The sequence below is a fragment of the Aeromicrobium sp. S22 genome (genome assembly GCF_009661045.1).
GTDB lineage: Bacteria > Actinomycetota > Actinomycetes > Propionibacteriales > Nocardioidaceae > Aeromicrobium > Aeromicrobium yanjiei.
Genome location: NZ_WJWV01000001.1, coordinates 1,121,141 through 1,145,586, shown reverse-complemented (window position 1 = coordinate 1,145,586; position 24,446 = coordinate 1,121,141). Strand labels below are relative to the sequence as shown.

The following is a 24,446-nucleotide window of genomic DNA, read 5'->3' as shown; positions in this document are numbered from 1 at the left end:
CACCCCGAACATCTGTGCGTGCCGCTCGTCGAGGCGGCACTGCGAAAGGCTGTGACAGATGTCGTCCTCACGGCTAGGCTGCCGACCACCAACGGGCGCAAGGTCATCGGGAGGCTGCACCATGGGGGACGGACCTGAGCAGGTCTTCGCCGAAATCACGTCCGGGCAGCCGGCCGTGCTCGACACTGCTATCGACATCTGCAGCACGACGATGCGCCACCTCTCCGACGCGATCGACCTCATCGGCCCCGCGACCGACATGCCCGAGTGGGACAGCTCGGAGGCGCACGAGGCCTACAACTTGCGCGCCTGGGCGACCCACGCCGCCGCGGAGGTCGCGTTCATCAGGGTCAACCGGACGTCGCTGGCCGTCCGGCAGGCGGCCGCCGCCTACGACTCGGCGGTCGAATCGGCCACCGACGTCATCGACTGGTGGCGCAGCACCAAGCGGTCCGACGTGAGCGGCGACGTCCTGTCGTTGGCCCGCACGATCGCATCACTGCAGCTGTACGCGGTGCGGATCGCGCTCAACGGCCGGCTGGCAGAGGCGTTGGACTTCCTGCAGACCGATCCCCTGTCGGGCGACGAGAAGAAGTGGCGCACCACGGGGCTGATCAAGTCGATGCTGCACGACCTGAGCTCCCCGACCGACCAAGGTCCGACGATTCCCAACACCCTCGCGACCGACGACGACGGTGGGTGGACGCCGCAAGGACTCGGCTACGACCCCGACGGCGACCCCCCGGCGCTGCTGCAGACCTCCTATTCGGGCGACAAGGCCCAGCTCGTGCGGATCGATCCCGAGACGGGCGAGCAGCTCGGCTTCGTGGACCTCGGCGGCCACGGGTCCGGAAACCCACCGGACCACGCCGGTGGGGTGACGGTGCACGGCAACCGAGTGGACGTGATGTCGTCCGACAAACCGCCACGCATGTTCACGTACGACCTCGATGCCATCCGTGAGGCATCGCCCGGGCAGACCGTGTCCCCGGAACGTGAGCCCCAAGACATGCTGGCAGGCGCGTACTCCACCATCGACGGGGACACGCTCTACGTGGGCACGTTCGAAGAGGACAAACCCGGGGAGCTCTTCGTCTACACCTGGGACGACGACAGGCGGAGGTGGGCGAGCCAGCCAGGCTCCTACGCGACCCCGCCCAAGACTCAGGGTGCCGCGGTCATCGACGGACAGATGGTGTTCTCGACGTCACACGGCAGGGGGAACCCCAGCGAGCTGCGCGCGTATCGGCTGGCCGACGTGCTCGGCGGACACGGCAACGACGATGACTTCAGCCTCGGCGAGGTCACGTTGCCAACGATGTCCGAGGGAGTCGTCGCGATGGACGGGAAGGGACTGATCAGCACGTACGAGTCGGGCGCCGCGGGGTACTCGAAGCCCACGGATGACGTCAAGCTCGAGGACCTCTGGGCCTCTCAGTCGATGACGATCACTCCGTTCTCCGCGCTCGGCATGACGGGCGGCATCGATGTCGTCCCGGTGACGCTCGACAAGGCGTCGGTCGAGTTCGACGCCGGCGGGCGCCGACTGCAGAGGGCCGGCTCGTCGATCGACGAGGTGGCCCTGCCTCCCGGTTGCCTGGGCGGGAACGCACAGGGAGACACCTTCGCGAAGTTCGTCACGTCGTACTGCGACCTGACCTCGGAGTGGATCTCGCAGGGGCGGATCTCGGCGGCGGTGACAGCGGACGGCCTCGTCACGTCCGCCCAGTCCTACGTCGACGCCGATCAGATGATTCGCAGCCTCTTCGAGACCCTCAATTTCCGAATGGGAGGATCGTGACGTGCGCCGGGCCCTGACGTTGCTGCTGACCGCGGCTGTGCTTGGCGGGTGCGGGTCCTCGGACGACCGAGCCGCGCTCGATTGGTCGTCGACGGACAAGCCGATCGGAACGGACACCGGTCTCGTCTGGGCCGACGCGCAGACCGGCGAGATCCACCTCTCGGACGGACGGATGCTCGACGCCGATCGGGCCATCAGCTCGTTCGTCGTCGCCGGCGACGGCGCCTACGTCGTCGATGAGGACGACGCACTCGTCGAGGTCACCACTGAGGGCGCCCGGCCGACGGGTGCCCACGTCGCCCAGAACGTGAAGGCCTCCCCTGACGGACGCTATCTGGCCTTCATCGACAGCCTGGCGGGCCCGACGTTCGAGGGGTCCGTGCACCAGCTGACGTCGGTCGTGGTCGACCTCAAGACCGGCAACGAGATCTTTCGCTCCACCCGGGGCATGGGTGACCTCGAGGATGACGACCTCACCGACCTCTACGAGGACGCCGGCTACGGCGTGCTCGGTGTGAGCGACAAGACCGCGTGGATCGATGTCGCGACGGGAGACGATCTGTCGATCGACCTGGAGTCGGGCAAGGTCGCCGCCCTGCCGGACGTGAGCTCGTCGGACCAGAAGAACCCTTGGGACGCTCCCCGCCTCCGCGGGGACCCGTCAGAGGGGCCGGCGAACCCCGACGGGTCCTGGGGCATCAGGCCGGCCAACCGGACGGTTCCGGAGCTGGCCAGCGATCCAGACGTGGACTTCGCCCGTGACGAGCTGGAGTCCAGCGACGGAACTGTGCTCGTCCCCCGGACGGGCGCAGCCAGCTGGAGCCTCGACTCGTGGCTGGACCCGACGACGGTGGTCGGGTACGCGAACGTCAACCTCCAGAACGCCGATCTCCTCAAGGAGCCTGAGGACAGGTCCCTGATGACCTGCACCGTCCCGGACGGCGCCTGCACCCTGGTGCCGGACTCCGAGAACGCGATCCTGCCCGAGTCGAGCTCCTATCTCTGACCCTTGCGTCGCGCGCTGCAACGATTAGGTTGGATCCTGGCGTGACGTGGGTCACGTCGCCGGCGATCGGGGGATCCCATGTCAGAGCACGCACCGCCCGGCAAGGGCCCGCTGTACGCAGCCGCGGTCGCGCTGGCCGTCGCCATCGCGCTCCCGCTTCTCGTCTCGACGTACGCCCGGCAGGACCCTGAGCTCGCCGGCATCCCGTTCTTCTTCTGGTACCAGTTCGTGCTCGTCCTGGTGTCGGTCGTCCTGACCTCGGTCGCCTACCGCCTGGTCCGCAGCCACGAGAAGCGACGGCGTGCGGCCGAGGGCCTCTCGGTCGACGGGAAGGGTGACGAGCGATGAACGACGTCGATCCGGTCGCCCTCGTCGTCTTCTTGTTCTTCTTCCTGCTCGTCACCGTCCTGGGATTCCTCGCCGCCCGCTGGCGCAAGGTCGGCGAGCTCGACAACCTCGACCAGTGGGGCCTCGGCGGCCGCAGCTTCGGCACGTTCGTGGCGTGGTTCCTCATCGGGGGCGACATCTACACCGCGTACACGTTCATCGCGGTTCCGGCCACGCTCTACGCGGGCAGCGTCACCGGCTTCTTCGCGGTGCCCTACACGATCATCCTGTACCCGATCATCTTCATCTTCCTGCCGCGACTCTGGTCGGTCTCGCACCGGCGGTCGTACGTCACGCCCGCCGACTTCGTCCAGGGCCGGTTCGACTCCCGCGCCCTCGCGCTGGTCATCGCGTTCACCGGCATCCTGGCGACGCTGCCCTACATCGCGCTGCAGCTCGTGGGCATCCAGGCGGTGCTCGACGTGATGGGGCTCGGCGGCGGCGAGGACGCAGGCTGGTTCCGCAAGGACCTGCCGCTGTTCATCGCATTCGCCCTGCTCGCGGCCTACACGTACTCGTCGGGGCTCCGGGCGCCTGCGCTGATCGCGTTCGTCAAGGACACGCTGATCTATCTCGTCATCATCGTCGCGGTCATCTACCTGCCGACGCAGCTGGGCGGCTGGAGTGGCATCTTCGACTCCGCCGAGAAGGCCTTCAGCTCGTTCAACACCGACAACGCCGACGCGATCGCGAGCGGCGAGGCGACCCCCAAGGGCCTCATCCCCGGCATGGGCGTCTCCCAGTGGGCGTACGCCTCGCTGTCGCTCGGCTCGGCACTCGCGCTGTTCATGTATCCGCACTCGGTGACCGCGGTGCTGTCGACCAAGAACCGCAACATCATCCGGCGCAACGCCGCGCTGCTGCCGGCGTACTCCTTCCTGTTGGGCCTGCTGGCACTGCTCGGCATCGCCGCGATCGCCGCCGGCATCCAGGTCAAGAACCCGCAGCTCGCGATCCCCCAGCTGTTCGAGCAGGAGTTCAGCCCGTGGTTCGCCGGCGTCGCGTTCGCGGCCATCGCGATCGGCGCGTTCGTGCCTGCGGCGATCATGTCGATCGCCGCGGCCAACCTCTGGACCCGCAACGTCTACAAGGCGTTCATCAACCCCGACGCCACCGATGCGCAGGAGGCCAAGCAGAGCAAGCTCGCGTCCCTGCTGGTCAAGTTCGGCGCCCTCGTCTTCGTTCTTGCTCTGCCCAACGAGTTCGCGATCAACCTGCAGCTCCTCGGCGGCATCTGGATCCTGCAGACGCTGCCGTCGATCGTCGTCGGTCTCTACACCCGCTGGCTCCACCGCTACGCGCTCCTGGCGGGGTGGGCGATCGGGATGATCTGGGGCACCTTCGCGGCCTACAACAAGCCGGTGGTGGGCAAGCCCGACTCGCACTTCGGCGGCTCGGTCGGTCCGCTCGAGGTCTTCGGCATCGAGATCAGCGAGAACCTGATCTATTTCGGCGTCACCGCGCTCGTGCTCAACCTGCTGGTCGCAGTGCTCGGCACGTTCGTGTGTCGTGCGCTGCATGTCGGTGCGGGCACCGACGAGACGCGCCCGCGTGACTACCTCGTGGACGCCGGTGATCCCCACGTCGCCGACGTGCTCGACCCGCTCGCGACGCCGAAGCGCTGAGAGGTCAGCTGATCGGACGGGCCTCGTCGACGAGCATCACCGGGATGTCCTTGCGGACCGGGTACGCCAGCGCGCAGGCGTTGCACACCAGCTCGCTCGCCTCGTCGTCGACGAACAGCGTCGCGCGGCACTGCGGGCACACGAGGATCTCGAGCAGGGCGGGATCAAGGTTCATGGGTGCAGCCTATGGCCTGGAAGCGTGCCAGGCTCACGAGGCTTCGCGCTGACGTTCGCCCGCTCAGTCTCCGCGGATGACCGCGAGGACGCCATCGCGCACGCGCGCCATCGTCTCCTCGTCGTCACCCTCGACGTTGAGACGCAGGAGCGGCTCGGTGTTGGAGGCCCGGACGTTGAACCACCAGGTGTCCGCGGTGACCGTCAGGCCGTCCATCGTGTCCTGGTCGTGGTCGGCGTACGCCTTCGTGAGCTCGGCCAGGATCGCGGGACCGTCCTCGACGGTGCTGTTGATCTCGCCGGACGCGACATAGCGCTCGTACTGCGCCATCAGCTCGGACACCGTGCCCTCGGTCTCGGCGAGCGCGGCCATGACGTGCAGGGCCGCGATCATGCCGGAGTCGGCGAGGAAGAAGTCCTTGAAGTAGAAGTGCCCCGAGTGCTCGCCACCGAAGACCGCGCCGGTGCGCGCCATCTCGGCCTTGATCAGCGAGTGCCCCACCGGCGTACGGACCGCGGTGCCGCCGTTCTCGGTGATGATCTCCGGCACGGCCTTGGACGTGATGACGTTGTGCAGGATCGTCGCGCCGGGCGTGGTCAGGAGCGCCCGGTGGGCGATGAGCGCCGTGATGGCCGAGGGCGAGACGACCTCACCGCGCTCGTCGATCACGAAGCAGCGGTCGGCGTCGCCGTCGAAGGCCAGACCGATGTCGGCGCTGGTCTCGCGGACCTTGGCCTGCAGGTCGACCAAGGTCGAGTGGTCCAGCGGGTTGGCGTCGTGGTTCGGAAAGGTGCCGTCGAGCTCGAAGTACATCGGGTGGAGCTGGACGTCGAGCGAGGCGAAGACCGAGGGCACGGTGTGCCCGGCCATGCCGTTGCCCGCGTCGGCCACGACCTTGAGCCGGCGGCCGGCCGGGACGGGCACGATCTTGTGGAGGTACTCCGCGTAGCGGCTGAGGGCGTCGCTCTCCTCGTAGGAACCAGTCGGCTCGGGCAGCTCGGTGCGGGTCAGCAGCTCGGTGGCCTTCTCGGCGATGGCCGAGAGCCCGGTGTCGTAGCCGATCGGCTTGGCGCCCGCGCGGCACAGCTTGATGCCGTTGTACTCCGCCGGGTTGTGGCTCGCGGTGATCATCGCTCCGGGGAGGTCGAGGTCGCCCGAGGCGAAGTAGAGCAGGTCGGTCGATGCCAGGCCGATGCTGATGACGTTGCCGCCCTGGGCGCGCACGCCGTCGGAGAACGCCTCGACGAGCAGGGGCGAGGTGTCACGCATGTCGTGACCGATCACCACGGTGCCGCGGCCGCCGTCCACCCCGGTCTCGAGCGCGAATGCCTCGCCGAGGGCGCGGGTCAGCACGGGGTCGAGCTGCTCGGGCGAGCGGCCGCGCACGTCGTACGCCTTGACCACCTGCTCCAGACGGGGATCGATCACGAATCAGGCCTCACGAGTCGAAGGGACGGCGGACCGTCAGGGATGGTGGTGGGCGTGCGCCCCGCCTCGCGGACCGCATCGGCCAGCGCGAGCAGGTCGTCGTGCGACGGCGCGGACGCCGTCGGGTCCGGAGCCAGGCGAAGGACGTTCCACCCCTGCGGGGCGGACATCCTCTGCGAGTGCTCGGCGCACAGGTCGTACGTGTGCGGCTCGGCGTAGGTCGCGAGCGGGCCCAGCACGGCGGTCTGGTCCGCGTAGACGTACGTCAGCGTCGCCACTGCTGTCTGGGAGCACGCAGATCGCGTGCAGCGTCGAACGGTTGCCACGAGGTGAGGTTAGTCCCCGGGCGGCGCGGATCGCGTTAGGCTCACCGCATGGATCATCTCGGCGGCATCGTGACGGGTCCGCGACCCGGCCGCATGCGGGATCGACGCGGTCGTGGGCCGCGCGGCCCGATGGCGCTCCCGGGGCCGTTGTCGCCGCGGAGCGTCCCGGCCCACCGCTCGCCGCGTGAGGCGTTCCATCTGCTGGTCAGCGACATCGTCGAGGCACTCGAGCCCCACTTCACGGTCGAGCCCGACCACGTCGAGATCCGGTTCGACGAGGCTCCGCTCCTGCCGCCGGAATGGACCGACGAGGTGCCGTTGGGCATCGTCGTGACCATCCCCGAGGGGCACCGGGTCGTGCTGTTCCGCATCCCGATCGCGCAGCGGTGCGGGACGACCGAGGAGCTCGAGGAGCTCACCTGGTCGGTCGTGCTCGATCGCCTCGCCGAGGTCTGGCACATGTCCCCCGACGATCTCGACCCGCGACCGCGCTGAGTCAGCCGACCGGTCGCACCTGCGGCGCCGGCGTGGTGACGGGGGCCGGTCGCAGCGCCAACGAGCTGATGCCGTCACCGTCGACGTACGTGGCCGCCGCGACGATGCGGCCCGTGGGCCTCAGCACGGCGTACGCCACCCCTCTGGTCGCGACCGTGACCCCGCGGGTCGTGCCACCTGTGACCTTGGCGCGGCGGGACCCGACCGGGCGCATCGCGGCGTCGAACGTCTCGATGACCACAGACGCGTCCTCGTCCGGAGCGGTCAGCAGCAGACGCGGGGGCTCGACATCGGTGCCGACGTCGACCGGGACCACGGTGGGCCCGGTCAGGACCGAGCCCGCCTCGGCGTACGCGTAGTCCTCCTCGCCCGGCGACATGCGCACGGTCGCGGCCACGGGCTTGTCGGACGTCACCCGCAACGCCTGTTCCCCCTCCCCGGCCGACGCCGGCACGGTGACGAGGCGCAGGGCGCCGGGTGCGACCCGCAGCTGCTCGAGACCGGCGGGGGTGAACGTCGAGCGTCGGCCGATGACCTTCACGTCGACGCGGGCGGTGGAGCTGCCCGGGTTGAGCAGCAGGAGGGTCCGTCCCCCCGATGCCTTCACCAGGCCTGCGACGACCTGGTCGCGGCCCGGCGGGCGGGTGGCCGTGACCGGCTCGGTCCCGCTCGAGGACGCCGTGGAGGTGTCGTTCGCGACGACCGCCACCGAGCCCCTCGTCCGGCGCACGTGGACCGCGAGCTCGGGCTCGGCCGCCGCGAGCGAGTCGACCCGGATGCGTCGCACCGAGAACGGCTCGATGACGACCCCCTGGGTGTCGACCGCGTCGATCCGGCCCTTGGGGCCCCACAGCGTCAGGTCGACCGAGGCGGTCGAGTCGGCCAGGTTGGTCAGGATCAGGGTCGAGAAGTGCTCATCGCCCGAGCCGAGCCCGAGCAGCCAGGCGTCGTCGACGATGCCGGGGCATGATCCGACGACGAGACCGCCGCCTCCGCTCGCGGGCGCGGTGCCGGCGAAGTAGCCGACGGCCCCCGATCGACGTCCGTCCTGCTGCACGATCACGCCGGGACCGTCGACCACGTCGCTCTGCCAGGCACCGGCGTCGCCCAGGGCGTCGACCGCCTCACGGCCGGGCAGGACCCTGGCGGTGCGTGACGAGCCCGCCGAGACCTGTCCCGCGGTGACGTCGATGACCGAGCCGGCCGGGCACGCGTACGTCGTCTGGCTGACCGGGACCGAGCTGGGCGGACGGGTCTGCTCGTCGTCGTCCGACGGGACCACGGCCGCCAGGATGACCAGCAGGACCGCGACCAGGGGCAGCGAGAGGGCCTTGAGATGGCTCATGCGGTCGTGTCCTCCTCGGTCGTCGGTGACGCGGGCCCGGTCCGCCGGCGCACCGGGAGGGTCAGCACGATCGCGATCAGCCAGGCGAGCACCTGCAGGCCCGTCAGCAGCACGTGCCACAGCGGCGCCGACACCTGCTCGCGCTCCGGGTCGCCCGTCACGGTCCAGACCCGGGAGCCTGGCTCGTCGCTGCCGGACGGGGAGAGGTACGCCGCGGCGTCGATGCGTCGCGCCAGCTCGTCGTCGGCCCGCGGGGCGTAGATCGCGTCGATCCCGAACGAGCTGAGCGCCTGGACGTCCTCGCCCGCCGACTGGGCGAGCAGGCGGCGCACCGTCGCGCTCAGCCGACTCGTGTCCGAGGCGGAGGGGGTCAGGGCCTCCTGGCCGAGGAACGGCCCCTCACCGGTCACGACGCGGTAGTCGACGCCGTCCTGGACGCTGCCGGTCAGCACCAGGGTGCTGCCCGGGCGCTCGGCGAGATAGACCGGCACCGTGTCGGGGCGCTCGTCGTCGAGCGGGTCGCCGGAGCCCTGGACGACCCAGACCACTCCCGCGCCGACCGGCAGCAGGAGGGCCGCCACGACGGCCGCCGCGAGCGCCGGTCGCGGCCACGACGACGCGGCCGGGACGGCGAGGAGGACCGCGGTGGCCAGGCCGCCGAGCCACAGCGCGGTCGGCACGCCCACCCAGGGAACGATGTCCGCGGGGCCTGCGGGGGTCGAGTAGGTCACGAGGGTCCCGGCCAGGGCGACGCCGAGACCGAGGAGGGCTCCGATCCAGGCGAGCTGGACGCCCGTACGGGTGCTGCGCGGCACGAGCGCGAGGACCGCGAGCACGATGAGGGCGACCGAGAGCCAGCCCGGAACGTGGCCCTCGCCGGTGCGGCCCAGCACGACGTCCTGGATCGTGGCGGCTCCCGGGAGGGGATAGCCGGCCTCCCACCACATGCGCCACGGCCGGGCGGCACGCTGCACCAGCCACGGGCCGAGCAGGACGATCGCCGCGACGAGCGCGATCACGAGCGCACGACCGGCACGCCGCCCCGTCAGCGCGAGGACGACGAGGGCACCCAGGCCGAGCACGAGGGAGATCGGGGCGAAGGCTGCGGCGAGGGCGATCCAGATGCCGAGCCGCAGACCGAGCTGCCAGCCGGGCCGGACCGCGAGCTGCCACGCGGTGTTGACCACGATCGGCAGGATGATCAGCGCGACCACGGTGCCGATGCGTCCGTCCGAGACTGCACCCGTGGCCAGCACGATCAGCCCGTACGACACGGCCCACACGATGCGGGGACCACGGTGCGGGCTGAGCAGACGGCCGAGGCGGTGGGCGGTCAGCGCCGCGAGCGGCACCGCGAACACCATGAACGCCGTGACGACGAGCCCGGGGGCGAACCAGACCGGCGTCGACACGACCGCGAGCGGCAGCGCGAACAACGGCGGCAGGGACGTGCTCGGGAGCCCGACGTCGTGGCTCCGCTCGAACAGCAGCTGCCACCAGCCGCCTGCGGTGTCGGGTGCGGGCGGCAGCGCACCACCGTTGAGGCCGCCGCTGAGCAGTCCCCGGCCGGCCAGCACCGACAGCACCACGAGCACCAGGACGACCGTGAACCACGGCCTGCGCACGAGCAGCGACGGCCCGTCGTCGAGGCCGACCGCATCGTCGGGCGCCTGCTCGACCACCGTCGAGCGTCGGCCCACCGTGGCGACCGCCTCAGGCTTGACCAGGCTGGTCACGGTGTGGCGCACCACGTCCAGGCCGTGCTGGTAGGGCAACCAGAAGGGAGCGAAGAGATCGCGGATCTCGCGCTGGGGCCGGCGTGCCGTGCGGGCGCGGCGTCGACGGGCGCGGGCCAGCCGCACGGGATGCACGTACGCCGAGCGCACCGCGAGGAGCTCGTCGCTCGCGGCCTCGGGGTCCTTGCCGATGATCAGTCCGATGACGCGGAGCAGCGATCCGAAGAACAGCCGGACGTACTGCCACAGGAAACGCGGCATCGGGGTGTTGGCGAGCTGGGTGTGGAGCGCGGCCCTGCGCCGCTCCCACGGCGGGACGTCGCCGGCGGTGCGGGGCCGGGTGCCGCGGCGGGTGGACTCGGCGTGGAAGATCACGGCCGCGGGCGCCGTGACCGTGCGGTAGCCGGCCCGCGCGAGGCGCCAGCCGAAGTCGATGTCATCGAAGTACATCGGGAGCTCGGGGTCCAGGCCGTCCAGCTCGAGCCACACGTCGCGACGCACCAGCATGCCGGCGGTGTTGACCGCGAGCACGTCGCGCGGCCGGTCGTGCTGGCCCGCATCGGGCTCACCCGTCTCCAGGCCCGTCTCCCGCGCACCCGTGCCCGTGACGGTCAGCCCCACCTCGAGGAGCCGGCGCAGCGAGGGCCACTCGCGGATCTTGGGACCGACCGCCCCGATGTCGGGGGCGGACGTCGCAGTGTCGAGCAGGCCCGACAGCGTCCCCGGCAGCACCGAGGCGTCATCGTGCAGGAGCCAGATCCAGTCGGTCTCGGGCATGTCGCGCAGCGCGAGGCGCACGGCGTCGCCGAAGCCCGTGCCGGAGGGGGCGTACGTGATGCGGTCCGCGCCGAAGGAGTCCCGCAGCAGATCGGCGCTGCCGTCGGTCGAGGCGACGTCGACGACGCGCCAGTGCGACGGCGCATAGGTCATGTCGCTGAAGGAGGCCAGCACCTGGGGCAGCCACCGGGCGCCGTTGTGGGACACGAGCACCGCGCCGACCGAGGGCGGATCGTCGTGCCAAGGGCGCGTCGCTTCAGTCCCGTCCACGTAGATCGACTCTAGAGGACGGTGGAAGGGCGCGCTTAGGCCCGCTTCTTGAGCTTGCGCCGTTCACGCTCGGACAGACCGCCCCAGATGCCGAACCGCTCATCGTGAGCCAGGGCGTACTCGAGGCACTCTCCTCGGACGTCGCACGTCAGGCAGACTCTCTTGGCCTCACGCGTCGAACCGCCCTTCTCGGGGAAGAACGCCTCTGGGTCCGTCTGAGCGCAGAGCGCACGCTCCTGCCACATGAGTTCCTCATCGAGCTCTTGCAGCAGACCCAGATCGAATGACATACGTGGAATTACAGTCCTGTGGCCTCTCACATGTCAAGCCGAATGGCAAGATTCTCGGAATCCCCGGCGTGTCGCCCCCGTGCCGGACGCCCTCGGGAGCACGACACAATGGTCGGATGCGGATCACGATCGTCAGCGGCGCCGATGGCGCCCCCTTCGTCCACGACCTGGCGGCCCGCCTCGGACCCGCCGACCAGCTGACGGTCATCGCCCCGACCGTCCGCGACCACTGGTCGGCCTGGCTCAAGGCCTCCCCCGACCTGGACGCGCTGCTGCTCGTGCCGGGCACCCCCACGACGTACGCGGTGGCCGATCAGCTGCGCACGATCGAGTACTCGCCCACGTGGCAGCGGACCAGCGACCAGGACGTCGCGACGCGCCTCGTGCGCACCGAGCTCATCGGCACGGGGTTCTCCCTCACCGAGGCGACCCTGGCCGCGGCCACCCGCAGCGGCCTCCCGTACGCCCTGCTGCCGGCGTGCGAGCAGCGCGCCGAGCTGCACGTCGTGGTCGGCGGCGACGAGCCGCGCGCGGTCCACGTCGAGGAGTACCTCGCCGATCCCGCCGCGCACTCCCCCACCGAGACCGTCCTGGTCGCCGAGTCGTTGTCGGTGTCGCCGGCCGTGACCACCACGCTGCAGCAGACCGACGTGCTCGTCCTGGCCCCGTCCAGCCGTACGCTCGCGATCGATCCCGTGCTCCGCGTCCCGGGCTTCCTGGACCTCGTGTCCGCAGACCTGCCGGTCGTCGTCGTCGACCACGAGGACCCCGCCCCGGCCGATCTCGTACGCGTCGCGGGCCTGCGCGAGCCTGATCCGGGTGCCGTCCGGACCTCGCCCGCGGACGCCGCGGCCGTCGTCGACCTGGCCCGGAGGATCACCGCATGAGGACCCTCGACCAGCTGCTGCGCGCCAGCGCCGATCCGACGCAGCCGCTGCTGACCTACTACGACATGGCCACGGGCGAGCGGGTCGAGCTCAGCACGGTGACCACGGCCAACTGGGTGGCCAAGACCAGCAACTTCCTGGTCGACGAGCTCGAGGTCGAGCCGGGTGCGCGCATCCGCATCGGGCTGCCCAGCCACTGGCTGACGGCCGTGTGGATCCTCTCGGCGTGGAACGTGGGCGCCGCGGTCGTCGACTCGCACGCCGACATCGGCCTCAGCGGTCCCGACCTCGTCGCGGACGAACCGGTCCGCGTCGCTGCGTCGCTGCGTCCGCTCGGGGGCAGGTTCGCGACCCCGCCCGAGGGATTCCTCGACCTCGGCGCAGAGGTGCCGGGGCACGGGGACCACTTCGTCGCGCTGGACCCTCCGGAGCCGTCCTCGCTCGCGCTCGAGCTCGACGGCGTCGCGCGTACGCATGCCGAGCTGCTCGCCCAGGTCGCACCCGACGCCTCGCGCAGGGTCGTGGAGCCGGGACCGATCGCGCGCGATGCCGAGATGCTCGTCGCGGCGTGCCTGGGCGGCGGCTCCCTCGTCGTCGTGGCGTCCGCCACGCCGGAACAGATCTCCCGCGTGGCGGCCCAAGAGGGCGGCCGTCCGGACTAGGCGAGTCCACTACACTCGACGAGGCCGCGGCACGAGCCCCCGCCGGTCTCGCCGTCTGAACAGTAGGGACACCACACGAATGACAACCGCCGAGGATGCGGCGCGCGCGGGCCTGATCAAGGTCGGTGGACGCCCCCCGCTCAAGACCTACGTCGCCGAAGTCTGGCGGCGCCGGATCTTCATCTTCTCGATGGCGCGGTTCAAGATCGAGTCCGAGAACCAGCAGAACTCGCTCGGCATGTTCTGGGTGATCCTCAAGCCCCTGCTCAACGCCTTGGTCTACGGAGCCATCTTCGGCTTCCTCATCGGCACCGAGGGACGCCCCGACCACTTCGTCGAGTTCCTCATCATCGGCGTCTTCCTGTTCGAGTTCTTCGCCCAGTCCTGGACCAGCGGCGGCAAGGCGATCACCAGCAACGCCGCCCTGCTGCAGAGCCTGGCGTTCCCCCGCATGGCGCTGCCCCTGGCCGCGGTCACGCAGCGCTTCCTGCAGTTCCTGCCCACGATCGCGATCATGCTGGTCTTCCTCGTGATCAGCGGTGGTTTCGGCGCGATCGAGGTCCAGTGGCTGCTGATCGTCCCCCTGCTGGCGCTGTACTACCTGTTCAACTGCGGCCTGGCGCTCGTCACGGCCCGGCTGTCGGTGCACTGGCGTGACCTCAACAACTTCCTGCCGTTCCTGACCCGATTCTTCTTCTACACGACCGGCATCTTCTTCAGCATCGAGAAGCGGTTCGCCGATCACCCGACGCTGGTCAAGATCACCGACGCCCAGCCCATCCACGAGTTCTTGAGCATCGCGCGCTCGCTCCTGCTGCAGGGCCCCGACTACCACGTCGACAACCGCTACTGGCTGTTCGTGACGCTGTGGTCACTCGGCCTGTTCGCCTTCGGGGTCTGGTTCTTCTGGCGCGCCGAGGAGAGGTACGGCCGTGTCGACTGAGCCCACCCCCACCCAGAGCACCGCCCCGACGGGGCGACGCCCGGTCGTCATCGTGGACGACGTCCACGTCGAGTACAAGGTCTTCGCGACCGGCAAGCGGCCCACCGCCGCAGACCGCCGTTCGCTCAACCTGCGCGGACGCGGCAAGCAGATGCGGACGGTCCACGCGCTCAAGGGCGTGTCCTTCACGGCGTACGAGAACGACAGCATCGGCGTGATCGGCACCAACGGCTCGGGCAAGTCCACGCTGATGCGCGCCATCGTCGGTCTCACCAGCACGAGCCAGGGCGCGATCTACGCGCACTCGCGCCCCAGCCTCCTCGGCGTGGGCGCAGCGCTCATGAAGGACCTGTCGGGCGACCGCAACATCATCCTGGGCGGCCTGGCGATGGGCTTCACGATGGAGGAGATCGAGGCGAACTACGACAAGATCGTGTCGTTCGCAGGCCTCGAGAAGTTCATCGACCTGCCCATGCGCGCCTACTCCTCGGGCATGACCGCGCGCCTGAAGTTCGCGATCGCCAGCGTCAAGACCCACGAGATCCTCATCGTGGACGAGGCCCTCGCCGTCGGCGACCGGACGTTCCGCCAGCGCAGCGAGGCGCGCATCCGCGAGATCCGCGACAACGCCGGCACGGTGTTCCTCGTCAGCCACTCGATGAAGTCCATCGTCGACACCTGCAGCCGGGTCATCTGGCTGGACCAGGGCACGCTCGTCATGGACGGTGACCCTGACGAGGTCATCTCGGCGTACCACAAGGCCCAGGACAAGTAACGCAACGAGCCGTTCGGCCTAGCAGTCGGCCTCGAGGTCGTCGGAGTTGTTGGCCTTGCGCGCACTCGGGTCCTTGGGGGCGTCGGTGGACGGCTTCTTGCGAACGCCCTCGGACGTGTCGATCGCCTTCTGGATCGCGGCGTGGATCGCCGGGAAGTCCGGCGTCACGGTGTTGAACTCCGGCGGGACGACCGACACCGTGCGGATCTTGGAGCCGCGTGACTTCAGTGCGAGGTCGGCGAACTGGCCGAGCTCCTTGCGCGGGATGTTGGTGCTGAGCAGCTCGCGGCCCGAGCTCGCGATCTTGGTCGCGTTGGTGAGGACCTTGGTGGGACTGAGCTGGTCCGCCATCGCCGCCATGAGGCACTTCTGGCGGCCCATGCGCGTGTAGTCGTCGGACTGGATCCGGCTGCGGGCGTACCAGAGCGCCTCCTGGCCGTCGAGCGTGCGCCGGCCGGGCTGGATGAACGTCTGCTTGTAGGCGTCGGCCTGCCCGAACATCGCGATCGGGGTCTTGACGTCCATCTCCACGCCGCCGACCGCGTCCACGAGGCCCTTGAACCCGTTGAGGTTGACCATCACGAAGTAGTTGACCTTGAGGTCGGTCGCGCCCTCGACCGCGTCGATCGTGGCGTCCAGCCCCGGGTCGTCGCTGCCCGGGTAGAGGTCCTTGCGGTCCTGCGCCGTCGTGTGCACCGCGTTCAGCAGGCACTCGGACCCGCAGTTGTAGCCGTTGGGATAGAGCTGGCGCATGGGGCTGCCCTCGGAGAACGGCACGTTCTGCAGGTTGCGCGGCAGGGAGACGAGGACGACCTTCCCGGTGTCGGCGTCCACGCTCGCCACGGTCAGCGAGTCAGGCCGTACGCCCGTGCGGTCCTCGCGGGCGTCCGAGCCGACCAGCAGGATGTTGTAGCGGCCTTTCAGCGGCTCGGACGTCGGCACGTTCTCCGGGAAGACCGTCTTCACGGTCTCGCGCGACACCTTCATGACCTGCGAGGCGTACGCGGTGGACCCCGCGACACCGCCGATGATCGCGAGATTGAGCACCGTGATGAGGGCTGCGCGCAGGAAGGTCAGCCGGAACGGCGAGGCAAGGCGCCACGCGTCGACGAACAGCACGACCCACAGCAGCGCGACCGCCACGAGGCTGACCCGCGCCGCGAGCAGGATGTCGGGATCGGTGAACCAGTCGAGCACCTGGGCGCGGTCGGTGCGGTACGTCACGAGCAGCCAGCCGCCCGCGACGAGCACCGCGAGCCACAGGGTCACGGCGATCCAGCCCACGATCTTCTTGCCGACCGCGATGTGCCCCGAGCCCGGGACCACGACCGTCATCAGGCACAGCAGCAGGGCGCGGCGGAAGCGGACACGCGGCGAGTCCAGGTGCTGGTCCTGGTAGCCGCGGCCCAGGAGACTCGCGCGATGCGACATGTTCCCTCACGGTGGTGCGGCCGACGAGGCTCCATTATGGGTGACAGGGGTGTCTCGGCGCGACATGAAATCCGATCGCGGGACGATCGGCCCTGGTGCTGCGGGTGACGGTCAGCAGGAGGCGCCGAGGTCGCTGCTCTGGTTGGCCTTGGTCGGGTCCTTCGTCTTGTCACTGGCCTTCGGCATCTTCAGCTTCGCGGTCGAGATGCCGGCCTTGGGCTTCGCGCGGCCCTCGGCCTTCGCGACGGCCTTGTCGACCATGCGCCGCACCTTGGGGTAGTCCGGGTTGCCGGTGTAGATCACCGGCGGGACCAGCGAGACCGTGGAGACCTTCTGCGTCTTGGCCTTCAGCGCCAGCGCCGCGAAGACGTCGAGGTCCTGCCGCGGGATGCTCGTGGTGAGCAGTGCCTTGCTGGAGTCGGCGATCTTCTCGACGTTGAGCAGCACCTTCTTGGGGCTGAGCTGCTGCAGCATCGCGTTCATGACGCACTTCTGCCGGCCCATGCGGGAGAAGTCGCTGTTCTGGACGCGGCTGCGGGAGTACCAGAGCGCCTGGTCGCCGGTCAGCTTCTGCTCGCCGGCCTCGATGTAGCCACGGATCGGTGAGCCGATGCCGCCGATCGCGGTGCGCTCGCGCACGTTCATCTGCACGCCGCCGACCGCGTCGATCAGCTTGGAGAAGCCGTGCATGTTGACCATCGCGTAGTAGTTGAGCTTGAGACCGGTGATCTCCTCGACGGCGCCCATCGTGGCCTTCATGCCGGGGTTCTTGGTGCCGAACTTGGCCGCGTTGTCGTTGGCCCACGTGTTGACCGCGTTGAGGTAGCAGCCGTCGCAGTCGAAGCCGTTGGGGAACTCCTTGTCCATGACCGACCCGGCCGGGAACGGGACGTCCTCGAGGTTGCGGGGCAGGCCGATCAGGATCGTGCGTCCCGAGTCCTTGTCGATGCTCGCGACCGTGAGGGAGTCCGGACGTACACCGCTGCGGTCCGGTCCGGAGTCGCCGCCGAGCAGCAGGATGTTGTAGCGGCCGGCGTCGGGCTCGGAGGTCGTGCCGGACGCGAAGACCGTGCCGATCGAGGAGTTCGCGGTGTCGACGAGGTGGGCGGCGAAGAACATCGTGCCGGCCGTGACGAAGCACAGGACGCTGTTGAGGCCCGTCATCGCCAGGCGGTGGTTGCGCGCCATCTCCAGCGGACGTCCGAGGCGCCACGCGTCGACCATCAGCGCCACCCAGGCCAGCGCGCCCGCCATGAGGACCCAGCGGCCGAGCGTGAGCGGGCCCGAGGAGTCGAGCGTGAACGAGAGCAGGGTGTCCCGGGAGAACAGGGCCAGGAACAGCACGATCGCCCCGAAGGCGAGGAATCCGAGCCAGACGCGCAGGCAGATGCGACCGATGCGCTTGTTGCCCATCACGAGCTGGGCGGATCCGGGCATGACGAGAGTCATCGCCATGAGGGTCAGGGCACGGCGGAACTGGATGCGGGCCGAGGTGTCGGCCGGGCGGTCGTAGGACCCACCCATCACACTCGAGCGAACGTCAGACATGGAGCCCTCACGTGGGGGAAGAAGCTGGGGCGCTCTCAGTATCCACAGAAACTCTCAATCGAAGGTTGAGGGCGCGCCGCGACACGCGAATTGATTTCGGTGGGTCCGGTGTGGCGGGTCCCGGGACCGCGGCCAGGGGTCCGGTACGGTCGTCTGCATGTCAGACGAGCGTCCCCAAGGCAACTACGGGTGGCTGTACGGGGACGACGAACCGACCCGTTCCGCGCCGCGGGCGGACGGTCCTCCCCCTCCCCCGCGCAGCGACCTCCCCCCGCCGAACCTCCCGCCGCCGGGGCAGCGCAACGCCGGGGCGACGCCGCCCGGCAAGCCGCGCAAGAAGCGCTTCGGCGCGCGACGCATCGTGCTGCTGCTCGTGGTCGCGTGGATCGTCTTCCTCGTCGCGGTCCCCATCTGGGCCTGGGGCAAGATTGCCAAGGTCGACGCGTCGCCCGCGAGCGGACGCCCCGACGACCAGCCCGGCACCACGTACCTGCTGGTCGGCTCCGACAGCCGCCGCGGACTGACCGAGGAGGAGCAGAAGCAGCTCTCCACCGGTGGCGACAGCGGCGGACGCGGCCGCACCGACACGATCATGCTCCTGCACACCGGCAGCGGTCCGAGCATCCTGCTGTCGATCCCGCGCGACTCCCTCGTCGACATCCCGGGCTACGGCCGCGGCAAGATCAATGCGGCGTACGCGTATGGCGGCGCGAAGCTGCTGGTCCGCACGATCGAGGGCAACACCGGCATCAAGGTCGACGACTACATCGAGGTCGGCTTCGGCGGCCTGGTCAAGGTCGTGGACTCCCTCGGAGGAGTCGAGATCTGCCCCAAGGAGGACCTGAAGGACAAGGACTCGGGCCTCGACGTGAAGAAGGGCTGCCAGACCGCCGACGGCGCGACCGCACTGGCGTACTCGCGCAACCGCCACTCGTACGCGACGCAGGACATCCAGCGCGTGCAGAGCCAGCGCGAGGTGCTCGGCTCGATCGCGGCCGAGGCCAAGTCGCCGTGGACCGTGCTCAACCCGATCCGCTACGTCCGCGTCGCGAAGGGGGCCTCGGGATCGCTGACGATCGGCGACGACGTCAGCCCGCTCGCCCTCGGGAAGTTCGCCCTCGCCCTGTCCGCGGCGATGGGCGGCAAGGGGCTCAGCTGCACCGTGCCGCTGCAGGACTTCGCGGTCAACTGGGACGCGAACCGGGCACCGAAGATGTTCGACTACATCAAGCAGGACCGGACCGACCAGATCGGCTCCCTGTGCACCAAGGACGGACTGCCCAAGCGCTGAGCCGTCAGTGCGCCCCCGTCGGGTTCGTGCTGCCGGACCACGAGCGGCGGGCGCCCTGGTCGAGGCCGACAGCGCGCACCTGGCTGACGATCCCGACCACCGCGATCACGAGCGCGAGCACGGCCCACCATCCCTCGTGGTCGACCCGGCTGGTGACCGCTCGCGACTCGAAGTCCGCGGTGTCGATCGCCCCCGTGAGCAGCATGAGCCCCGTGACGACGGCGGTGGCGCCTGCCGTGCCGCTCACGACGACGAGCAGGATCGACGGCAGCTGCACCATGATCGCGAGCGCGGCCACGAGCACCCCGACGACGACGCCGACCGCGATCGGCACCCAGGACCACGAGACGTCCAGCGCGACCATCGCGGCCGAGCCCAGCACGAAGCCCGCCGAGCCCATCGCGACGACGACGGCCACGGCGTAGTAGACGTAGGCGATCGCCGCGAAGAGGACGGCCAGGACCACCGCCACGACCCAGCCGAGCCAGGTCGTCAGGTAGCCGTCGCCGCTGGCGGAGGACTCGATCCCCGCGCCCAGGGAGAACCCGACGAACGCCCCCCACATCGACAGGGCGAGGCGCAGCGCCCAGTAGCCCCGAAAGCACAGCAGCGCCCCGGCCAGGACGGCCAGGAGGCCCAGCACGACGTCCTGCATGCGGATCACACCCTTCGACAACGGCCCGGTCGGCGGTCCGGCCGGTGCGATCGTCTCAGTGCGGCGACGGTCGCGCCAGGGCCGTTCTGCCCGTTCTCCGACGGGTCCTCGCGGCACGCCGCAGGCGGCGCCCGAGCGGCGATGAGGGACTCGATAGATTGTGAGCATGACTTCTGCGGATCTGGCCGGGGCCCACGCCTACGGCATCGCGACCCTGACCGACGACGGAACGGTGCTCGACGTCTGGTTTCCCGAGCCCCGCCTCGGCCCGGCCCCCGAGGCCGTGGTGGAGCCGGCCGAGCTGACCGCGCTGTCCGGCGACGACGAGGTGCGCGGCGTCCGCAGGGCCGTCGTCCTGGTCGAGGTCCCTGACCTGCAGGCTCCGCCCGCCGACGCGTACGACGTGTGGCTGCGCCTGCACCTGCTTTCGCACCGTCTCGTGAAGCCCCACGGGCTCAGCCTGGAGGGCCAGTTCGGCCTGCTCGCCAACGTCGTGTGGACCTCGATCGGCCCGTGCCCGGTCGACGGCTTCGAGGCGATCCGGGCCCGCGCCCGCGCCGCCGGCCTGCACGTCCAGGTCACCAGCGTCGACAAGTTCCCGCGGATGACCGACTACGTCGTGCCCACCGGCGTGCGCATCGGCGACGCGGACCGCGTACGCCTGGGTGCCCACCTCGCGGAGGGCACGACCGTGATGCACGAGGGCTTCGTCAACTTCAACGCCGGCACGCTCGGCACCGCGATGGTCGAGGGCCGCATCTCGGCCGGCGTCACGGTCGGCGACGGCTCCGACATCGGTGGCGGCGCCTCGATCATGGGCACCCTCTCCGGTGGTGGCAAGGAGGTCATCACCGTCGGCGAGAACAGCCTGATCGGCGCCAACGCCGGCATCGGCATCTCGCTGGGCGATGACTGCGTCGTCGCCGCGGGCACGTACGTCACGGCCGGATCCAAGGTGCGCATGCCCGACGGCGCGGTCGTCAAGGCGTCCGAGCTGTCCGGCCAGGACGGCATCCTGTTCCTCACCAACAGCGAGACGGGTGCGCTCGAGGCGCGCCCGCGCGGCGCCCGCACCGGCATCGAGCTCAACGCCGACCTGCACGCCAACTAGCGGTCGCTGGTGAGATTCCGCTGGTTCGTCGTCCTCGGACTGGTCGCCTCCGTGGTGCTGGTCGGGTCGACCCTCCGGGACCGCGCTCCCCTGCGCGCCGAGTACTGCGTCGCGAACGTCAACGGCGTCCGCGCCCAGGTCGATCTCGAGCAGGGCCGCTGGTCGTCGCTGATGGCGGCGATCGCCCAGCGTCGTGGCCTGCCGCCCCGTGCCACGACGATCGCGATCGCGACGGCGTTCCAGGAGTCCAGGATCCACAACATCGACTACGGCGACCGCGACTCCGTCGGCCTGTTCCAGCAGCGTCCGTCGCAGGGCTGGGGCTCGATCGCGGAGATCATGGACCCCCACTACTCCACGGGCGCCTTCTACGACGCGCTGGAGAAGGTCGACGACTACACCGGGATGAAGATCAACGACGCCGCACAGCTCGTGCAGCGGTCGGGGCACCCCGGGGCGTACGCCCAGCACGAGAACTACGCCCGGGCGCTCGCATCGGCGCTGCGCGGCTACAGTCCCGCTCGCTTCACCTGCCAGATCAACCCCGGTGGCGTGGGCAGCACGACGAAGGTGGTCCAGGACGTCCAGAAGTCCTTCGGGGACATCGCGGTGGAGCAGGACGGCGACGACGCGCGCTACCCGCTCACCGGGCTATCGGCGGACGTACGGGCGCGGGGCTGGGCGATCGCGCACTACCTCGTGGGCAATGCGTCCGAGCTCGGCATCAGCGAGGTCTCGTTCGCGCGGCGCACCTGGAAGGCCTCGTCGTCCGACCGCGGCTGGGTCAAGGACCCCGACGTGCCCAGGACCGAGGTCCGGGTCTCCACCAACTGACCCCACCCCGCCCAGCGCCCACCCCGCCCAGATTTGCGGACTCCTGCACGTTTCCGCCAGCGGATTGCGTGCAAAGGTCCGCAGATCTGGGTTGGGGTGGCGGTCAGGCGGTGAGGCGGGCGACGGCGGCGGCGATGCGCTCGTCGGTGGCCGTGAACGCGACGCGTACGTGGTGGGACCCGGCGGCACCGTAGAAGTCTCCCGGAGCCGCGAGGATGCCGCGCTCGGCCAGCCAGTCGATCGTGTCCCGGCACGGCTCACCACGGGTGGCCCAGAGGTACAGCGCGCCGTCGGAGTGCTCGATCCTGAAGCCGGCCGACTCCAGCGCGGCCCGCAGGTCCGCCCGCCGCGCGGCGTACACCGCGCGCTGCTGCTCGACGTGCGTGTCGTCGGCCAGCGCTGCGGCCATCGCGGCCTGCACAGGGGTCGGCAGCATGAAGCCGAGGTGCTTGCGGACCGCCAGGAGCTCGGAGACGACGGCCTGGTCGCCGACCACGAACGCGTCGCGGTAGCCGGCCAGGTTGGACCGCTTCGACAGCGAGTGCACAGCCAGCAGCCCCTCGAAGGAGCCGCCGCAGATGTCGGGGTGCAGCACCGACATCGGGCTGCCGTCCCACGCGAACTCGAGATAGCACTCGTCAGAGACGAGCAGCGCATTGCGCTCGCGGGCGAACTGGACGACCTTGCGGAGGTGGTCGGGCCCGAGGATCTGCCCGTGCGGATTGGCCGGGGAGTTGAGGTAGATCAGCGCGGGACGGCGCGGACCGAGCGCGACCGTGGAGTCGGCGGCCAGCACCTCGCAGCCGGCGAAGCGGGCCCCCACCTCGTACGTCGGATAGGCCAGCTCGGGGATGACGACCAGGTCGCCGGCGCCGAGGCCCAGCTGGACCGGGAGGTTGGCGATGAGCTCCTTGGAGCCGATCGTCGGCAGCACCTGCGAGGGGCTGAGACCGGTGACACCGAAGCGCCGCTCGATCCAATCGACCGCGGCCTGGCGCAGCGACTCGGGGCCGAACACCGTCGGGTAGCCGGGGGCGTCCGCCGCGTCCACCAGCGCCTCGCGGGCGACCGCGGGCGTGGGGTCGACCGGCGTACCGATCGACAGGTCGACGATGCCGTCAGGGTGCGCGGCGGCGCGTGCCTTGGCACCGGCCAGGGTGTCCCACGGGAACTCGGGGAACCGCTCCGAGACGGAGGGCATCGCGGACTACTCCTGGTTCTGCGGAGGGAGCGCTGCGATGATCGGGTGATCCTTGTCGATCACGCCCATCTTCGCTGCACCGCCCGGGGAGCCCAGGTCGTCGAAGAAGTCGACGTTCGCGGTGTAGTAGTCCTTCCACTCCGGCGGCGTGTCGTCTTCGTAGAAGATCGCCTCGACGGGGCAGACCGGCTCACATGCACCGCAGTCCACGCACTCGTCCGGGTGGATGTACAGCATGCGCTTGCCCTCGTAGATGCAGTCCACGGGGCATTCGTCCACACACGCGCGGTCCTTGATGTCCACACACGGCTGGGCGATCACGTACGTCACGGGCAGTTCTCCTTCGGCGAGCTGACTCCAGTATCCCGTCCACCCGGCGAGCCCCTCTAGTAAGGCTCACCTGAGACGACGTGGAAGTCTTGCCCCATGACTCTAGACGCTGCGGTGATCGGTCGGCGCATCGTCGTGCGCCATGAGACCGGAGGTGTCGGTGTCTCGGGCGGTCCCGAGATGAGCGACGTGATCGGTCACGTGACGGCCGTGGACGCCACGTCCGTCACGCTCGAGCTGCGCGACGGGCGTACGGCCGACGTCGCGCTGTCCACGATCGTCGCCTGGAAGCCGGTTCCGGAGCGGCCGTTGCGGCGGCGGAGGGCCTTGTCGATCGACGCCGACGAGCTGACCCGGATCACGTCCCTCGGCTGGCCAGCGATCGAGTCGGTCGCTCTCGGCGAGTGGGAGCTGCGGGCGTCGGGTCGCTTCACGGGCCGAGCGAACTCGGTCGCGACGACCGGCTCCCCCGGTGTGCCGTTCGACCAGGCGCTGCAGGAAGTCGAGGGGTTCTACGCCGCCCGGTCGCTGCCCGCACAGGCGCAGGTGATCGTGGGATCGTCGCACGAGCGCTCGTTCTCCGACGCCGGCTGGGTGCGGAAGGACGGCTACTACGGCGGTGCGGTCGTGCAGGTCGCCGATCTCGAGCCCGCGTACGAGGCCGATCCGGCGGCGCGGATCTCACCGAGGGCGGACGACGAGTGGCTCGCGCACTACGGGCGCGTCGACGACCCTGCCAGCGCTCGCGCAGTGATGGAGGCCCCGTCCCGGGTGGGGTTCGTGTCGATCGGCGGCCCGGTGCTGGCGATCGGCCGGGTCGTGGTGATCGGCGAGTGGGCCGGGCTGTCGGCCGTCGAGGTCGTCCCGTCGGCCCGGCGGCAGGGCCTGGCCCGTCGGATCGTCGAGACGTCCCTCGCCTGGGCGGTCGAGCACGGGGCCGACAAGGCGTACCTGCAGACCATGCGCACCAACACCGCGGCCCTCGCGCTCTACGAGCCCTACGGCTTCACCGACCACCACGACTACGTCTACCTCCAGCCCCCCGCCCCCGTCCGCTGAGGCGCGCCTCCCGTCCGCTGAGGCGCGGCTCCCGTCCGCCGAGGCGCGCCTCCCGTCC

Annotated in this window: 24 protein-coding genes; 13 read left to right on the top strand and 11 right to left on the bottom strand. The window is 70.1% G+C overall.

What is annotated here, in order from left to right; translation table 11 throughout:
- Nucleotides 1-121 precede the first annotated feature (121 nt).
- From GEV27_RS05685 to mctP, 4 genes are all read left to right on the top strand, one after another.
- A complete protein-coding gene (locus GEV27_RS05685) occupies nt 122-1,801 on the top strand; it encodes a hypothetical protein (protein WP_153933671.1) in 1,680 nt (559 codons plus the stop codon).
- A gap of 1 nt (nt 1,802) precedes the next feature.
- Complete coding sequence (locus GEV27_RS05680; protein ID WP_153933670.1) at nt 1,803-2,807, top strand: hypothetical protein; 1,005 nt, start codon at nt 1,803-1,805, stop codon at nt 2,805-2,807.
- A 78-nt stretch (nt 2,808-2,885) separates the two neighbouring features.
- A complete protein-coding gene (locus GEV27_RS05675; protein ID WP_153910283.1) occupies nt 2,886-3,155 on the top strand; it encodes a DUF3311 domain-containing protein in 270 nt (89 codons plus the stop codon).
- Nucleotides 3,152-4,819 (top strand): monocarboxylate uptake permease MctP, encoded by a 1,668-nt coding sequence (gene mctP, locus GEV27_RS05670; protein WP_153933669.1) that lies wholly within the window; start codon nt 3,152-3,154, stop codon nt 4,817-4,819. Before GEV27_RS05675 ends, mctP begins: the two co-directional genes overlap by 4 nt.
- A gap of 4 nt (nt 4,820-4,823) precedes the next feature.
- On the opposite strand, the gene GEV27_RS05665 is transcribed toward mctP, so the two are convergent.
- The 3 genes from GEV27_RS05665 to GEV27_RS05655 all read right to left on the bottom strand — a co-directional run bounded on the left by GEV27_RS05665 (nt 4,824) and on the right by GEV27_RS05655 (nt 6,748).
- Complete coding sequence (locus tag GEV27_RS05665; protein WP_153653637.1) at nt 4,824-4,994, bottom strand: Trm112 family protein; 171 nt, start codon at nt 4,992-4,994, stop codon at nt 4,824-4,826.
- Nucleotides 4,995-5,057: 63 nt separating this feature from the next.
- Nucleotides 5,058-6,422 (bottom strand): phosphomannomutase/phosphoglucomutase, encoded by a 1,365-nt coding sequence (locus tag GEV27_RS05660; protein ID WP_309222057.1) that lies wholly within the window; start codon nt 6,420-6,422, stop codon nt 5,058-5,060.
- Nucleotides 6,419-6,748, bottom strand: a complete 330-nt coding sequence (locus GEV27_RS05655; protein WP_309222056.1) for a DUF3499 domain-containing protein — start codon at nt 6,746-6,748, stop codon at nt 6,419-6,421. Before GEV27_RS05655 ends, GEV27_RS05660 begins: the two co-directional genes overlap by 4 nt.
- A 48-nt stretch (nt 6,749-6,796) precedes the next feature.
- Here GEV27_RS05655 and GEV27_RS05650 point away from each other — a divergent pair, with 48 nt between their 5' ends.
- Nucleotides 6,797-7,243, top strand: coding sequence for a metallopeptidase family protein (locus GEV27_RS05650; RefSeq protein WP_153653641.1), 447 nt, complete (start codon nt 6,797-6,799; stop codon nt 7,241-7,243).
- A 1-nt stretch (nt 7,244) separates the two neighbouring features.
- Here GEV27_RS05650 and GEV27_RS05645 read toward each other — a convergent pair whose 3' ends face one another.
- Genes GEV27_RS05645 through GEV27_RS05635 form a run of 3 tightly spaced genes read right to left on the bottom strand, consistent with a single transcriptional unit; the run spans nt 7,245 to nt 11,661 of the window.
- Nucleotides 7,245-8,588, bottom strand: a complete 1,344-nt coding sequence (locus GEV27_RS05645; RefSeq protein WP_153933668.1) for a DUF5719 family protein — start codon at nt 8,586-8,588, stop codon at nt 7,245-7,247.
- On the bottom strand, nt 8,585-11,371 hold the full coding sequence (locus tag GEV27_RS05640) for a glycosyltransferase family 2 protein (RefSeq protein WP_153933667.1): 2,787 nt from the start codon (nt 11,369-11,371) through the stop codon (nt 8,585-8,587). The genes GEV27_RS05645 and GEV27_RS05640 overlap by 4 nt, the downstream gene beginning before the upstream one ends.
- Nucleotides 11,372-11,406: 35 nt before the next feature.
- Nucleotides 11,407-11,661, bottom strand: coding sequence for a WhiB family transcriptional regulator (locus GEV27_RS05635; protein WP_153653647.1), 255 nt, complete (start codon nt 11,659-11,661; stop codon nt 11,407-11,409).
- Nucleotides 11,662-11,777: 116 nt separating this feature from the next.
- On the opposite strand from GEV27_RS05635, the gene GEV27_RS05630 reads away from it, so the two are divergent.
- The 4 genes from GEV27_RS05630 (at nt 11,778) to GEV27_RS05615 (ending at nt 14,928) form a co-directional block, all read left to right on the top strand.
- Nucleotides 11,778-12,548, top strand: a complete 771-nt coding sequence (locus GEV27_RS05630) for a 2-phospho-L-lactate transferase CofD family protein (RefSeq protein WP_194944136.1) — start codon at nt 11,778-11,780, stop codon at nt 12,546-12,548.
- Entirely contained in the window at nt 12,545-13,210 is a 666-nt protein-coding gene (locus GEV27_RS05625; protein ID WP_153933665.1) for a TIGR03089 family protein, read from the top strand. The genes GEV27_RS05630 and GEV27_RS05625 overlap by 4 nt, the downstream gene beginning before the upstream one ends.
- Before the next feature lie 79 nt (nt 13,211-13,289).
- The gene (locus GEV27_RS05620; RefSeq protein ID WP_153910277.1) at nt 13,290-14,153 is read left to right on the top strand and encodes an ABC transporter permease; all 864 of its coding nucleotides are present in this window, start codon (nt 13,290-13,292) and stop codon (nt 14,151-14,153) included.
- Nucleotides 14,143-14,928 carry an ABC transporter ATP-binding protein gene (locus GEV27_RS05615; protein ID WP_309222055.1) on the top strand — a complete coding sequence of 262 codons (786 nt, stop codon included), beginning with the start codon at nt 14,143-14,145 and terminating at the stop codon, nt 14,926-14,928. The genes GEV27_RS05620 and GEV27_RS05615 overlap by 11 nt, the downstream gene beginning before the upstream one ends.
- A gap of 18 nt (nt 14,929-14,946) precedes the next feature.
- On the opposite strand, the gene GEV27_RS05610 is transcribed toward GEV27_RS05615, so the two are convergent.
- Nucleotides 14,947-16,359 carry an LCP family protein gene (locus tag GEV27_RS05610; RefSeq protein WP_153933664.1) on the bottom strand — a complete coding sequence of 471 codons (1,413 nt, stop codon included), beginning with the start codon at nt 16,357-16,359 and terminating at the stop codon, nt 14,947-14,949.
- 111 nt (nt 16,360-16,470) lie between these two features.
- Nucleotides 16,471-17,907, bottom strand: a complete 1,437-nt coding sequence (locus GEV27_RS05605; protein ID WP_153910275.1) for an LCP family protein — start codon at nt 17,905-17,907, stop codon at nt 16,471-16,473.
- Between the two features lie 157 nt (nt 17,908-18,064).
- Here GEV27_RS05605 and GEV27_RS05600 point away from each other — a divergent pair, with 157 nt between their 5' ends.
- On the top strand, nt 18,065-19,198 hold the full coding sequence (locus tag GEV27_RS05600) for an LCP family protein (protein WP_153933663.1): 1,134 nt from the start codon (nt 18,065-18,067) through the stop codon (nt 19,196-19,198).
- A 4-nt stretch (nt 19,199-19,202) separates the two neighbouring features.
- Here GEV27_RS05600 and GEV27_RS05595 read toward each other — a convergent pair whose 3' ends face one another.
- Nucleotides 19,203-19,853 (bottom strand): DUF4203 domain-containing protein, encoded by a 651-nt coding sequence (locus tag GEV27_RS05595; protein ID WP_153933662.1) that lies wholly within the window; start codon nt 19,851-19,853, stop codon nt 19,203-19,205.
- Nucleotides 19,854-20,019: 166 nt separating this feature from the next.
- On the opposite strand from GEV27_RS05595, the gene dapD reads away from it, so the two are divergent.
- Both dapD and GEV27_RS05585 read left to right on the top strand, forming a co-directional pair.
- On the top strand, nt 20,020-20,964 hold the full coding sequence (dapD, locus tag GEV27_RS05590; RefSeq protein ID WP_153653663.1) for a 2,3,4,5-tetrahydropyridine-2,6-dicarboxylate N-succinyltransferase: 945 nt from the start codon (nt 20,020-20,022) through the stop codon (nt 20,962-20,964).
- Between the two features lie 9 nt (nt 20,965-20,973).
- Nucleotides 20,974-21,798: a hypothetical protein gene (locus GEV27_RS05585; protein ID WP_153933661.1), complete on the top strand. Its 825-nt coding sequence runs from the start codon at nt 20,974-20,976 to the stop codon at nt 21,796-21,798.
- Between the two features lie 103 nt (nt 21,799-21,901).
- On the opposite strand, the gene dapC is transcribed toward GEV27_RS05585, so the two are convergent.
- The gene (dapC, locus tag GEV27_RS05580; protein WP_153933660.1) at nt 21,902-22,999 is read right to left on the bottom strand and encodes a succinyldiaminopimelate transaminase; all 1,098 of its coding nucleotides are present in this window, start codon (nt 22,997-22,999) and stop codon (nt 21,902-21,904) included.
- Between the two features lie 6 nt (nt 23,000-23,005).
- Nucleotides 23,006-23,329, bottom strand: a complete 324-nt coding sequence (gene fdxA / locus GEV27_RS05575) for a ferredoxin (RefSeq protein ID WP_153653668.1) — start codon at nt 23,327-23,329, stop codon at nt 23,006-23,008.
- 96 nt (nt 23,330-23,425) lie between these two features.
- On the opposite strand from fdxA, the gene GEV27_RS05570 reads away from it, so the two are divergent.
- Nucleotides 23,426-24,388: a GNAT family N-acetyltransferase gene (locus GEV27_RS05570; RefSeq protein ID WP_153910269.1), complete on the top strand. Its 963-nt coding sequence runs from the start codon at nt 23,426-23,428 to the stop codon at nt 24,386-24,388.
- The last annotated feature ends 58 nt before the right edge of the window (nt 24,389-24,446 follow it).